The organism is Labrys sp. KB_33_2 (assembly GCF_052114505.1).
Classification (GTDB): domain Bacteria; phylum Pseudomonadota; class Alphaproteobacteria; order Rhizobiales; family Labraceae; genus Labrys.
In genome coordinates this window covers 549,962-562,993 of sequence record NZ_JBFREW010000001.1, presented here as the reverse complement: position 1 = coordinate 562,993, position 13,032 = coordinate 549,962, and the positions used below count along the sequence as shown (strand labels likewise).

Genomic DNA, 13,032 nt, shown 5'->3' with positions numbered 1-13,032 from the left:
CCGGTTACGCTTTCACCCAGACGCCACCCTTCTTGGAGGATTTCACAGCCGCCTCGATGAAGGCCATGCCGGCGATGCCGTCGTCGATGCCCGGGAAGAGCACGGCCGGATCGAGGGCTTCACCGCCGCGGGCGGCCCGGATGGCACGGGCGATCTCGGTATAGATGTTGGCAAAGCCTTCGAGATAGCCTTCGGGATGGCCCGGAGGCACGCGTGTCATCCGCGCCGCATCCTCGCCGGCTGCGGCCGAGCCCCGGGTGATGATACGGGTCGGCTCGCCGTGCGGGGTGAAATAGAGATAGTTCGGATTGTCCTGGCGCCAATGGAACCCCGCCTTCTCGCCATAGACGCGCAGCATCAGGCCATTCTCGTTACCCGGCGCCACCTGGCTTGCCCACAGCGCCCCGCGCGCGCCATTGGCATAGCGCAGCAGGATCTGCACATTGTCGTCGAGAGCGCGGCCAGGCACGAAGGAAGTCAGTTCGGCCAGCAATTCCGAAACCTCCAGGCCGCCGACAAACTGGGCCAGGTTGAAGGCATGGGTGCCGATATCGCCGATGGCGCCGCCGGCGCCGGAGCGCTTGGGATCAGTGCGCCAATCGGCCTGCTTCTGGCCGCTCTGCTCGATCGGCGTGGTCAACCAGTCCTGCGGGTATTCGACCTGGATCAGGCGGATAGGCCCCAATTGCCCCGACTTCACCATCTCACGCGCCGCGCGGATAAGAGGATAGCCGGTGTAATTATGCGTCACCGCGAAGATCACGCCCTTGTCGGCGGCGAGCTTCTTCAGGCGCAGGGCGTCCTTCAACGTGGTGGTCACCGGCTTGTCGCAGATGACATGGATGCCCGCCTTGATGAAGGCTTCCGCCGCCGGGGCGTGCATATGGTTGGGCGTGACGATGGAGACAGCCTCGATGCCGTCCTTGCGGCGCTTTTCCTTGCGCGCCATTGTCTCGAAATCGGGGTAGATCCGGTCTGCAGCGAGCCCGAGCGCCTCGCCGGAACGCTGGGCCTTCTCCGGCGTGGACGACAGGGCGCCCGCCACCAGCACGTAATCATCGTCCATGCGGGCGGCGAGGCGATGCACGGCGCCGATGAAGGCACCCTCCCCGCCACCGACCATGCCATAGCGCACGCGCCCGCCTGCCTTGCTGTCCGAACGGCCCTCGATCGCCATCGTATTTCCCTCTGCTTATCGGTTGAGGCCGAGCATGCGCCGGACCGCCTTGCGATCGGTGCCACCGCCGGCGAAATCGTCGAAGGCCTTCTCAGTCACGCGGATGATATGGGCGGCGATGAAGGGCGCCCCTTCCGCCGCACCGTCTTCGGGATGCTTGAGACAGCATTCCCATTCGAGCACGGCCCAGGAGGCATAATCATATTGCGCGAGTTTGGAGAAGACACCGGTGAAGTCGACCTGCCCGTCGCCCAGCGAGCGGAAGCGTCCTGCCCTCTCCGTCCAGGAGGCATAACCCGAATAGACGCCCTGGCGACCCGTCGGGTTGAACTCGGCATCCTTGGCGTGAAAGGCCTTGATGCGCTCGTGATAGATATCGATGAAGGCGAGATAGTCGAGCTGCTGCAGCACGAAATGCGACGGGTCATAGTTGATGTTGGCGCGCTTGTGCCCTTTCAGGCGGTCGACGAAACGCTCGAAGGTCGCGCCGTCGAACAGGTCCTCGCCGGGATGCAGTTCATAGCAGACGTCGACCCCTACGGCGTCATAGGCATCGAGGATGGGTTTCCAGCGCTTGGCCAGTTCGCCGAACGCCTCGTCGATGAGGCCGGCCGGCCGTTGCGGCCAGGGATAGGCGAAAGGCCAGGCCAAGGCACCGGAGAAGGTGACGCTGGCATCGAGGCCGAGATGGCGGGAGGCGGTTGCGGCAGCCTTCAATTGCTCCACGGCCCAGGCCTGCCGCTCTTTCGGTTTGCCGCGCACCTCCGGCGGCGCAAAGCCGTCGAAGGCCTCGTTATAGGCCGGATGTACGGCAACCAGCTGGCCCTGCAGATGGGTCGACAATTCGGTGATGGCAAGGCCATGCTTGGCAACCACGCCGGCGACCTCATCGCAATAGGCCTTCGATTCCGCCGCCTTCTTCAGATCGAACAGACGGCTGTCCCAACTCGGGATCTGTACGCCCTTATAACCCAGCGAGGCAGCCCATTTGCAGATGGAATCGAGGGAGTTGAAGGGCGCGGCGTCGCCCGCGAACTGGGCGAGAAAGATCGCCGGTCCCTTGATCGTGGCCGCCATGACTGCGTCTCCTGCGGTGATGCCTTTGGGCCGGAGAGTCCGGAGCGACTACGGATGCCGCCTCACTCTTTCGGCTTGGGACCATTTGTCTGACCCGTCCCTCGGCTTGCCTCACCATGGCAAATCCTTTTGGACTGCGCAACGGCGATTTGATGTACGTACCCCAGGAAGCAGTGATGGCTTGCCTTGCCCTTCGGGGCAGCGCAGGTTGTAGCCCACCGAGCCCCTTGGTTCGCATCACCGGGAGGACGGGAGCGGCGGCACTCGACAGGAGGCGCGAAGGTGGAAGGCGCATTCGATCTGGCCATCATCGGCGGCGGCATCAATGGCTGCGGCATTGCCCGTGATGCGGCGGGACGCGGGCTCAAGGTTTTTCTGTGCGAGCAGGACGATTTTGCCTCAGGCACCTCCTCCAAGGCCACCAAACTGATCCATGGCGGCTTGCGCTATCTGGAATATTACGAGTTCCGGCTGGTGCGCGAAGCACTGATGGAGCGTGAGGTGCTCTGGCGGATTGCCCCGCACATCATCTGGCCGCTGCGTTTCGTGCTGCCCTATCACCAGGGCTTACGCCCAGCCTGGATGCTCAGAGTGGGCCTGTTCCTCTATGACCATCTGGGCGGCCGCAAATTGCTGCCGCCCACGCGCACGCTCGATCTCACCCGCGACGTGACGGGCGGACCGCTCAAGCCGGGCGCGCAGGAAAAGGGTTTCGAATATTCGGACTGCTGGGTCGAGGATGCCCGCATGGTCGTCCTGAACGCGCGGGACGCCGCCGATCGCGGCGCCGTCATCTTGCCGCGCACCCGCGCCATCTCGGCCCTGCGTGGCCCCGACGGCTGGACTCTCACCGTAGAGGATACGCTCACCGGTTCGCGCCAGACGGTGATCACCAGAGCGCTCGTCAACGCCGCCGGTCCATGGGTCGCCGATGTACTGGAAAACAAGCTCGGCCTTGCCAGCAAGGCCCATGTGCGCATGGTCCAGGGATCGCACATCGTCGTTCCCCGCCTTTACGACCATGACCGCTGCTACATCTTCCAGAATGCCGACAACCGCATCATCTTCGCCATCCCCTATGAGCACGACTTCACACTGATCGGCACGACGGACCGCGATTATCACGCCGATCCCGCCACCGTGAAAGCGAGCGAGGAAGAAATCGACTATCTCTGCCGAGCCGCCAGCGAATATTTCACGCAAGCCGTAACGCCGCAGGACGTGGTGTGGACCTATTCAGGCGTGCGACCGCTCTATGACGACGGCGCCAGCGCGGCCCAGGCCGCCACGCGCGATTACGTGCTGGTGCTCGACGATGAGGCCGGCGCGCCGCTGCTGTCGATCTTCGGCGGCAAGATCACCACCTATCGTCGCCTCGCCGAGCATGCGCTGGAGAAACTGGAGAGATACACGGCCCCCGCCGCCAATGCCAAACGCGGCTGGTCGGCCACCGCGGCACTGCCGGGCGGCGACATTCCCGTGCTCGGTTTCGATGCCTATGTCGCGGACCTGAAGTCGCGCTTCACCTGGCTCGATGCGGACCATGCCCGGCGTCTCGCCCGTGCCTATGGCACCAAGGCGGAACTGCTGCTCGGCCAGGCCCGCTCCTACGCAGATCTCGGCCGCGACTTCGGCGGCACGTTGATGGAGGCCGAGGTCGACTATCTCATGCAGCACGAATGGGCCCAGCGCGCGGAAGACGTGCTCTGGCGCCGCTCTAAACTCGGCCTGCGCATGACGGCCGAGCAGGCTGAAGCACTCGATTTTTATATGCGGGAGCAGGAGCGAGGGCGTGCGCAAACGACATCCTGAGGATGCGGCCACATCATCCATCTCGCCAAAAGCAAAGGCCGGGCATCGACCCGGCCTCGCGTGAACGCCGCAAATCGGCGGATTTTATCTGCCTCAGGCTTCCGACATGCCCGGACCGAGGACGACCACGCGGCCACCGAGGGGCGCGCGCTTGTAAAGGTCGATCGCGTCCTGGACGATCATGCGGATGCAGCCCGAAGAGGCATTGTGGCCAATGCTGTAAGGCTCGTTGGTGCCGTGGATACGATAGAGCGTATCCTTGTTATCCTGCCACAGATACAGCGCGCGGCCGGTGATCGGATTACGCGGCCCGCCGCGCACGCCCACACCACTCTGCAATTGCGCCAGGCTGCCCCTCAGGTCGGGCCGACGGGCGATCATTTCCTTGGGCGGATACCAATCGGGCCATTCGCGCTTGTAGCGGATTTCTGCCGAGCCCGACCAGCCAAAGCCCTGCTTGCCGACGCCGACGCCGTAGCGCATGGCCCGTCCGCCACCCATGACGTAGTAGAGATAATGCGCCCTGGGATCGACAACGATGGTGCCGGCTGGCTCGCTGGTCGGATAATCGACCTCGGCTCGCAGGAATTGGGGACCGATACGCTTCGTATCCACGGCCGACACGACGAATTTACCGTCAGTCGTCTGACCGTAGATCGCCTTGTAGTCATAGGTCCCCTCGGGGGTGAGGGGCTGTTCGGGCTGCGTGATCTCATCGATCGGCCGGCCATCAACCGGCACCGCCGGCAGCGTTGCCGGATCAGCCGAAGCTACGACCACCGGCTTGATTGCGGCTGAATCGGTCACGCAACTGGCCAGGCTTAGGCCCAGTCCAGTCAGCGAAGCGCCCATGAGAAAGGCGCGGCGGGAGAGAGACGACATTACACATCCTACTGGGATCGGGAGAACCGGCACATACAATAAGCAAGACTTCAGTGTTCGGCTGTGCCTTTGCTGCAACGTTCCGAATTTCTTTATCTCGCGTTCTCGTGAACGTACCGCCGTTCACATTGGCTTCATCTACGCCCCGCAGACTGGCTGGGACGTGCTTTAGGACACAGTGCGCACCGAATGAAGGCTTGACCCGTCTCGTGCCCGCCTGCACAAGGCGCGCATGGCTCCTCCCCTGCTCTTCCTGCGCGACGTCCATCTCACCTTTGGCGGCACCCCGACCCTGGAGGGAGCCGACATATCGATCGCCCCCGGCGAGAGGCTCTGCCTCGTCGGCCGCAACGGCTCGGGCAAGTCGACGTTGCTCAAGATCGCCGCCGGCCTGATCGAGGCCGATCGCGGCGAACGTTTCGTGCATCCCGGCGCCACGGTGCGCTATCTGCCGCAGGAGCCGGATTTCAGAGGTTTTACCACCACACTCGCCTATGTCGAGGCAGGCCTCGGGCCGGGTGACGACAATTACCGCGCCCTCTATCTGCTCAACGAACTCGGCCTGACCGGCGAGGAGAGCCCCGAAAACCTTTCCGGCGGCGAGGCCCGGCGTGCGGCGCTTGCCCGGGTGCTCGCCCCCGAGCCGGACATCCTGCTGCTCGACGAGCCGACCAACCATCTCGACCTGCCCGCCATCGAATGGCTGGAAAAGGAAATCGGCTCGCTGCGCTCGGCCCTGGTGCTGATCAGCCATGACCGCCGCTTCCTCGAAAACCTGTCGCGCGCCACCGTCTGGCTCGACCGTGGCCTGACCCGCCGCATTGATCGTGGTTTCGCCTTCTTCGAGGAGTGGCGCGACCAGGTGCTGGAGGAAGAAGAGCGCGACCGCCAGAAACTCGACCGCAAGATCGTGGCGGAAGAGCATTGGGTGCGCTACGGCGTGACCGCCCGGCGCAAGCGCAATGTCCGGCGTATGGCCAACCTCAGCGCCCTCCGCCAGGAGCGACGTGATGCCCGCCGTGTCACCGGCACGGTGAAGCTGACCACGACGGAGGGCGAGGAAAGCGGCAAGCTCATCGCCGAGGCTGTCGGCGTGAACAAGAGTTGGGGCGGCCCGCCGATCGTCAAGGATTTCTCCATCCGCATCGCCCGCGGTGACAGGATTGGCATCGTCGGCCCCAATGGCGCCGGCAAGACCACCCTGCTCAACCTCTTGACCGGCGCCATCCCGCCCGACAGCGGCGTGGTGAAGCTCGGAGCCAGCCTGCAGATGGTGACGCTGGACCAGCGCCGCGAGAGCCTGGATCCGCAGACGACCCTCAGCGATACACTTACGGGCGGCGGCTCGGACTATGTCGAGGTCGGGGGCGAGCGCAAACATGTGATCGGCTATATGCGCGACTTCCTGTTTCCACCGGAGCAGGCGCGCACCCCGGTTTCGGTGCTTTCGGGCGGCGAGCGCGGCCGGCTGATGCTGGCACGCGCCCTTGCCAAGCCCTCCAACTTCCTGGTGCTGGACGAGCCGACCAACGATCTCGACCTGGAGACGCTCGATCTCCTGCAGGAGATGATCGGAGACTATCAGGGCACGGCCATCGTCATCAGCCATGACCGCGACTTTCTCGATCGGGTCTCGACCTCGATCCTGATGAGCGAGGGCGATGGGCGCTGGACGGAATATGCCGGCGGCTATAGCGACATGGTCGCCCAGCGCGGCGCCGGCGTGGCTCGTAAACCGGTGGAGAAGACCGAGGCGCCCAGACAGGCGCCGACGGACCAAGCGGCGGCCCGCTCAGCGCCGGAACGCACCGGCAAGCGCAAGCTTTCGTTCAAAGAAAAGCACGCCCTCGAAACCCTGCCCCGCAAGATCGAGCAGCTTGCCACCAAGGCTGCGAACCTGCAGGAGCGGCTGGCTGACCCTGACCTGTTTGCCAAGGATTCGAAGAAATTCGCCGAGATCGGCCAGCAACTCGCTAAGGTGGAAGCCGAGAAGACGCAGGCCGAGGAAGAATGGCTGACCCTGGAGATGCTGCGTGAGGAAATCGAGGGCTGACAGGCAATCTGCACGGCCCGCCTGCGCCGATAAGAATTATTCCATAATGAATTCAAAAGCTTGCAATCTTTCGGGAAAAGCAACAAGGGTGTTCGCCTGAGCTTTCTGGAAAAATCCATGTCTGCCTTCCAACGTCTTGCGCTGATCCTGGCTTTGCTTGGAGCGCCTCTGGCCACCTCGCCCGTTTGGGCCCAGTCCAAGCCGGCACCCACTCCTCCACCGATCACCGATGCCAAGAGCTGGCATACCGCTCTGCTCAGGCAGGTGTGGGCCAATACCCAGTTTCCTACCCTGCCTCAGCCGCCCTTGAAGGAAGGCGAAGTGCCGCCTCCTTTGCCATCCGCGCAGGTCACGGTCGGCTTTGTCCTCGATCGTGACGGACGCGTGTTGTCGGCCAGGGTGGTCCAGGGTTCAGGCAAGAGCGAGTTCGACCAGGCTGCGCTGGAAGCGCTCAAACGAGCTACGCCCTTTCCCAAACCGCCGGCCAATGTGACGGGAGAGAACTTCTCGCTTCAGCTCCCGATTCATTTCATGGGCGGGCCACAGCCACAGAATAAACCCAAGGCCAAGCCGCCCCGCGCAAATTGAGCGCGACAGCCCCGGCATCGTGCTTCATCCTGTCGGCCGCGCCGAGGACGATGCGACGGGATCGAGCATGATGGGAGCAGCGGAACCGTCCGGACCTGGGAATATCGGCCGTCGGCCGACGCAGGCCGAGCTGGACCAGGCCTTGGCGGATGTTGCGATTACACCCATCCCGCACGCGGCTCCGGCGATCGACGAGGTGCTTGCCCGGTTTCGCCAGACCTATTGCAATGGCAACGCCTTGTTCGCGGCTTTCGAAATCGGTGCCGAACCGGCTTTGGATTGGCATATCGGACGCAACCAGCTGCATCTTGATACCATCCTGGCGTGTCTCCTGGTCCACCCAGCCATCCGAGCCGGCCTCCCGGATCTGATAATTGATCCCTCGCCGCTTCCCGATATCGAATTCGAGCTCCATGACAGCCTCGAGGCGGATACGCTGCTCGCCCGGGCGCTCTATCATGGCGGCGCGTACTGGCACGCCACCGGTTCGGGCATGCCGGAAAAGGCATTGGCCTTGCGTTTTTGTGATGCCCTGTTCGAGCTGCGCTTCGACGAGATCGCATTCTATACCAGCAGCACGGCCTGGACCGACTGGTTCTACGACATTGCTTGGGACAAGACTTTCGTCGTTCTTGACAAGCGCCATCGGCGGCTCTTCCTGCTGGCTGTGACCGATACCGATTGAAATCACGCTGCCGTCATCTTTCCCATCTAGAGCAAAATGCGTTCGGGTTGACACGTTCCGTTGGCTGAACTTACTGAAAACAGAGCATTTTGCGGTTCTTGGCGATTCCGTCTAATCGCAAAAACGCTCTAGCGGGATGGGCAATCCTCCACTCCCTTATCGCAGGGCCTGTCATGATCACCACGCATCGCTTGTGCCCGACGACCAAGGACAGGCTGCTGCCCCATACACTGCAACCCGGCGAGCCCCTCCCGGGGGATGTCTTGTGGATCGACCTGCTCAACCCGACACGTGAGGAGGACCAGCAGGTCGAGACGCTGCTCGGCATCTCCATTCCCACCCATGAGGACATGGACGATATCGAGCCCTCCGAACTCATCTGGTCGGAGAACGGCACGCGCTACATGACCACGCGCCTCCTGGTGAACGTCAACACCAGCGAGCCGGCCATTTCAGCGGCAACCTTCATTCTCACTGCCAGCGTGCTGGTGACGGTACGCTACAGCGAGCCGAAGTCCTTCACCACCTATACCGGCCATGCGGTCAAGCCCGGCGGCTGCGGGGGCGGTCCCGAAGCGATCATGGCGGGGCTGATCGACGCCATCATCGACCGTGCAGCCGAAGTGCTGCAGGATACCGGCGAGCGGCTCGACGCGCTCTCCCGCAGCGTGTTCAAGGACGCCGTCAAGCAAGGCAATCGCAACGCCACCCTGCAACGTACCTTGCAGGCCCTTGGACGGCATGGCGATCTCGTCTCGAAATGCCGTGAAAGCCTGGTCTCGATCGAGCGGGTACTATTGTGGTTCTCGGCTGGCCTCAAAGCCGCCAAGGTCCCCTCGGAACTGCGCGAGGAAGTCAAGATGACACTGCGCGACCTGCAATCGCTCGAGGAACACGCGACCTTTCAGTCGGGGAAGATCCAGTTCCTGCTCGACGCCACCCTCGGCCTGGTCAATCTCGAGCAGAACAACATCATCAAGCTTTTTTCGGTGATGGCTGTGATCTTCATGCCGCCGACGCTGGTAGCCTCGGTCTACGGCATGAATTTCGAGAGAATGCCGGAACTCAAATGGGCGCATGGCTACCCCATGGCCCTGATCCTAATGGTGGTGGTCGCTATCGCCCCCTATGTGCTGTTCCGCTGGAAGAACTGGCTGTAGCGCCAGGCCATTCCACAGCGGCGATTTGCTACTTCTTTGCCACGGACCTCGCCAACGCGGCCCGGCCGCGCGAAGTGAGGCAATAGCCGATGGCGCGATAGCCTGCCTTGATCACCGCAATCGAATCCATCTGGCTGGGCAATTCCGATCGTGTCTTCTGCGAACCGTCCGGTAGATGGAACACGGCCTCGCACCAGCCGAACTTCCGGCACATATGTCCGGCCTGCCCGCTGATCGAAGGCCTCAACTCCCCCGCTTCCAGGGCCGTCAGATAGGACCGTTCACGAGGCGTCGGATCGCGGTCCGGCAAAGGCATGAAATTCATGAGATTCCCGATCGTCGCTTTCGATGATGCCGGGGCATCCCGAATCTTGGAAAACCTGGGCCTGATGACGCCGGGGCAAGCGGCCAGCGCCTCATCCAGGGCGGTGTCGAACGCATGCCATGTCCCCTATTCCGCCGCCGCGGCCGTGCCCCTACCGCCGTGACCGCTATCCAGAGCCACAGGCGCGCCGGCTTCCCCTGCCTCATCCTTCGGCCCCACCAGGGGCCCGAACAGGAAGGAAATGCCGCGCGTGAGATCGTCCATGACCGCATAGAAGGACGGCACGAAGATCAACGACAGCAAGGTGGAGACGATCAGGCCGCCGATCACGGCGATCGCCATCGGCGAACGGAACTCGCCGCCATCCCCGTGCCCCAGCGCTGTCGGAATCATGCCGGCCACCATGGCGATGGTGGTCATCACGATCGGTCGCGCGCGTTTGCGCCCGGCATCGATGATGGCGTCATGGCGATGCATGCCATGCTTGACCCGTTCGACCGCGAAGTCGACCAGCATGATGGCGTTCTTGGTGACGATGCCCATCAGCATCAGGATGCCGATCACCACCGGCATCGAGATCGAGTTGTGGGTAGCGAGCAGCGCCAGGACCACACCGAGCATCGACAACGGCAAGGAGAGCAGGATGGTGATGGCGTGGAAGGGGCTGCCGAGCAGCAGCACCAGCACACCCGCTACCATCAGCAGGCCCGTCCCCATCGCCATCGCAAAGCCCGAAAACACCTCTGCCATCACTTCGGCGTCACCAGTGGGTGCAAAGACCACGCCCTTGGGCAGGTTCTTGGCCTCCGGCAGTTCCATGGCCAGATCCAGCGCCTCGCCGATCTCCAGCCCCTTGCGCAAGTCGGCGCCGATCTTGATCTGCCGCTGACGGTCGTTGCGCTCGATCGAGGTCGGCCCCTGGCCGAACTCGACGTCGGCCACCGCGGAGAGCGGCACGCTGCCGCCCGAGGCGGTCGTCAGGCTGAGCGCCTCGATCAGGCCGAGATTGCCACGGGACTCTTCGGTCAACTGCACGCGGATCGGCACCAGCCGGTCCCCCGCATTGAACTTGGCCAGATTGGCGTCAATGTCGCCGATGGTCGCCACACGCACCGCCTCCGAGATCTGTTCGGTGGTGATACCATAACGCGCGGCATCGTCGGTTCGCGGCAGGATACGCACCTCCGGCCGCTCGAGGCCGGTATTGGCGGCGACATTGTTGAAGCCGGGCACATGGCGCATCGCGCCTTCGAGGCGCGATGCCGCCAGGGCAAGCGCCTTCGGATCATCGCTCTTCAGCGCCAGGTTGACGTCACGCTCACCATTGTCCTTGACGCGCCAGGCACGCAAATCGGGAATGGCGGTAAGGATATGGGCGATGTCATCCTGGATGGCGAGTTGGTGGCGCGCCCGATCCTCGCGCTTGGAAAGCTTGACATAAATGGCGGCCCGGCGCGGATCGAGTCCGCCGGTCGGCGAGGTGCCGCCGATGACGAAGACCTGAACGACTTCCGGAACCTTACGGATCTCGGCAACGATCTGGTCGGTCTTGGCCTGGGTGCTCTCGAGCTTGCCGCCTGGCGGAATCTCGGCGGAGATGACCACGCGTGCATTGTCCTCCGGCGGGATGAAGCCCTCGGGCAAAAAGCCCATCAGCCTGAAGGTCAGGATCAGCAGCCCAAAGCCGGCCAGGATGGTGAGATAGGGAGAGAACCAACGCGCCAGCGTCATCTCCAGGAAGCGGGTATAGGCCCGCATGATCCAGCCATCCCGCGGCTCGACATGAGCGTGCGGCCTGAGGAAATAGGCGGTCATCATCGGTGTTATCAGGCGCGCGACAAGGAGCGAGAAGAACACCGCTACCGCTACCGTCAGGCCGAACTGCTTGAAATACTGGCCGACGATACCGCCCATGAAGCTCACGGGCGCGAAGATGGCGATGATGGTCATGGTGATCGCCATCACGGCAAGACCGATCTCGTCCGCCGCCTCGATGGAGGCGCGGTAGGGCGACTTGCCCATCTTCATGTGCCGGACGATGTTCTCGATCTCTACGATGGCGTCATCGACCAGGATACCCGTGACCAGCGTGATGGCGAGCAGGCTGACGAGGTTGAGCGAGAAACCCATCACGCTCATCGCCCAGAAGGTCGGGATGGCCGAGAGCGGCAAGGCAATGGCGGCGATCAGCGTAGCCCGCCAGTCGCGCAGGAAAATCAGCACGACGATGACGGCGAGGATGGCGCCTTCCACCAGCGTCTGCATCGCCGCTTCAAAATTGCCATAGGTCGAGGCGACACCATCGTCCACCACCGCATAGCTGACCTCGGGGTGGGCCGTGTGCAGCGCCTGGATCCTGGCGGCGACCGCTGCGGCCACCACCGTGTCGCTGGCACCCTTGGACCGGAAGATCGAGAAGGCGACGATTGGCGTCGACCCATTCAGCCGGGCGAATGACGTCTGATCCGCATAGGCATCGGTGATGTTGGCGATCTCGTTGAGCCGTACCTGCCGCCCACCGGGCAGCGTGATCTTGGTATCCTTGAGTTCATCGATCGTATGGGCGCCGGCCAGGGTACGAATGGCCTGCTCACGATTGCCGACCTCACCCTTGCCGCCCGACAGATCGACCGTCGTCGCCCTCAGCACGCGATTGACGTCGGCAGCGGTGATGCCGAGCGATAGCAGCCGATCGGGATCGACGGCCACCCGGATCTCGCGTGTCACGCCGCCTATGCGGTCGATGCGGCCGACGCCGCGCAGGCTCTGCAGGTCTCGCTTCACCACATTGTCGACATGCCAGGACAATTGTTCCAGCGTCATGCCGGGTGCCGTGGCCGAATAGGTCATGATCGACTGCGACTCGATTTCGAGGCGCGAGATCACCGGCTCCTCGATATCGCGCGGCAGTTCGGTGCGGATCTTGGTCACCGCATCCTTGACGTCGTTGAGCACGCGGTCCGTGTTGGTGCCCAGCCAGAACTCGATGGCAACCGTCGAGGTTGAGTCCGTAATGGTCGACTGCACATGCTTGACGCCGGCGACGCCGGTGACGGCGTCCTCGATCTTACGCGTCACCTGCGTCTCCAGCTCGGAAGGTGCGGCACCGACCTGGGTTACCGTCACAGTGATGACGGGGATATCGATATTGGGGAATTTGGTGATCGGCAGGTTCTGGAACGAGACCCAACCGAGCGCCATCAGCACCACGAACAGGACGATCGAAGGCACCGGATTGCGGATGGACCAGGCCGAGACGTTGAACGACATCGG

The 13,032-nt window shown here is 63.2% G+C and carries 10 protein-coding genes; 5 read left to right on the top strand and 5 right to left on the bottom strand.

All coding sequences use genetic code 11. The annotated features are described in order from the left end of the window. Positions 1 to 4: 4 nt before the first annotated feature. A complete protein-coding gene (locus AB4037_RS02650; protein ID WP_441770438.1) occupies positions 5 to 1,177 on the bottom strand; it encodes a Gfo/Idh/MocA family protein in 1,173 nt (390 codons plus the stop codon). 15 nt (positions 1,178 to 1,192) lie between these two features. Further along, entirely contained in the window at positions 1,193 to 2,254 is a 1,062-nt protein-coding gene (locus AB4037_RS02645) for a sugar phosphate isomerase/epimerase family protein (RefSeq protein WP_434957561.1), read from the bottom strand. A gap of 282 nt (positions 2,255 to 2,536) precedes the next feature. On the opposite strand from AB4037_RS02645, the gene glpD reads away from it, so the two are divergent. After that, positions 2,537 to 4,066: a glycerol-3-phosphate dehydrogenase gene (gene glpD / locus AB4037_RS02640; protein WP_441770437.1), complete on the top strand. Its 1,530-nt coding sequence runs from the start codon at positions 2,537 to 2,539 to the stop codon at positions 4,064 to 4,066. Positions 4,067 to 4,159: 93 nt separating this feature from the next. Here glpD and AB4037_RS02635 read toward each other — a convergent pair whose 3' ends face one another. Then, positions 4,160 to 4,948: a L,D-transpeptidase gene (locus tag AB4037_RS02635; RefSeq protein ID WP_434957563.1), complete on the bottom strand. Its 789-nt coding sequence runs from the start codon at positions 4,946 to 4,948 to the stop codon at positions 4,160 to 4,162. Between the two features lie 232 nt (positions 4,949 to 5,180). Between AB4037_RS02635 and AB4037_RS02630 the strand changes: the two genes are divergently transcribed. The 4 genes from AB4037_RS02630 to AB4037_RS02615 all read left to right on the top strand — a co-directional run bounded on the left by AB4037_RS02630 (position 5,181) and on the right by AB4037_RS02615 (position 9,434). Then, positions 5,181 to 7,001: an ABC-F family ATP-binding cassette domain-containing protein gene (locus AB4037_RS02630; protein ID WP_441770436.1), complete on the top strand. Its 1,821-nt coding sequence runs from the start codon at positions 5,181 to 5,183 to the stop codon at positions 6,999 to 7,001. 117 nt (positions 7,002 to 7,118) lie between these two features. After that, positions 7,119 to 7,589, top strand: a complete 471-nt coding sequence (locus tag AB4037_RS02625) for an energy transducer TonB family protein (RefSeq protein WP_441770435.1) — start codon at positions 7,119 to 7,121, stop codon at positions 7,587 to 7,589. A 67-nt stretch (positions 7,590 to 7,656) separates the two neighbouring features. Continuing rightward, a complete protein-coding gene (locus tag AB4037_RS02620; protein ID WP_441770434.1) occupies positions 7,657 to 8,274 on the top strand; it encodes a hypothetical protein in 618 nt (205 codons plus the stop codon). Positions 8,275 to 8,447: 173 nt separating this feature from the next. After that, positions 8,448 to 9,434 (top strand): magnesium transporter CorA family protein, encoded by a 987-nt coding sequence (locus AB4037_RS02615; RefSeq protein WP_441770433.1) that lies wholly within the window; start codon positions 8,448 to 8,450, stop codon positions 9,432 to 9,434. A 28-nt stretch (positions 9,435 to 9,462) separates the two neighbouring features. Here AB4037_RS02615 and AB4037_RS02610 read toward each other — a convergent pair whose 3' ends face one another. Together AB4037_RS02610 and AB4037_RS02605 are read right to left on the bottom strand one after the other, a co-directional pair. After that, complete coding sequence (locus AB4037_RS02610; RefSeq protein WP_434957568.1) at positions 9,463 to 9,759, bottom strand: hypothetical protein; 297 nt, start codon at positions 9,757 to 9,759, stop codon at positions 9,463 to 9,465. Positions 9,760 to 9,885: 126 nt separating this feature from the next. Further along, positions 9,886 to 13,029, bottom strand: a complete 3,144-nt coding sequence (locus AB4037_RS02605) for an efflux RND transporter permease subunit (protein WP_441770432.1) — start codon at positions 13,027 to 13,029, stop codon at positions 9,886 to 9,888. Between the last annotated feature and the right edge of the window lie 3 nt (positions 13,030 to 13,032).

What these genes read in the sequence shown, in the direction of transcription:
- AB4037_RS02650 (WP_441770438.1), bottom strand. Translation starts at nt 1,177, where the DNA reads ATGGCGATCGAGGGCCGTTCGGACAGCAAGGCAGGCGGGCGCGTGCGC.
- AB4037_RS02645 (WP_434957561.1), bottom strand. Translation starts at nt 2,254, where the DNA reads ATGGCGGCCACGATCAAGGGACCGGCGATCTTTCTCGCCCAGTTCGCG.
- AB4037_RS02635 (WP_434957563.1), bottom strand. Translation starts at nt 4,948, where the DNA reads ATGTCGTCTCTCTCCCGCCGCGCCTTTCTCATGGGCGCTTCGCTGACT.
- AB4037_RS02630 (WP_441770436.1), top strand. Translation starts at nt 5,181, where the DNA reads ATGGCTCCTCCCCTGCTCTTCCTGCGCGACGTCCATCTCACCTTTGGC.
- AB4037_RS02625 (WP_441770435.1), top strand. Translation starts at nt 7,119, where the DNA reads ATGTCTGCCTTCCAACGTCTTGCGCTGATCCTGGCTTTGCTTGGAGCG.
- AB4037_RS02620 (WP_441770434.1), top strand. Translation starts at nt 7,657, where the DNA reads ATGATGGGAGCAGCGGAACCGTCCGGACCTGGGAATATCGGCCGTCGG.
- AB4037_RS02615 (WP_441770433.1), top strand. Translation starts at nt 8,448, where the DNA reads ATGATCACCACGCATCGCTTGTGCCCGACGACCAAGGACAGGCTGCTG.
- AB4037_RS02610 (WP_434957568.1), bottom strand. Translation starts at nt 9,759, where the DNA reads ATGAATTTCATGCCTTTGCCGGACCGCGATCCGACGCCTCGTGAACGG.
- AB4037_RS02605 (WP_441770432.1), bottom strand. Translation starts at nt 13,029, where the DNA reads ATGTCGTTCAACGTCTCGGCCTGGTCCATCCGCAATCCGGTGCCTTCG.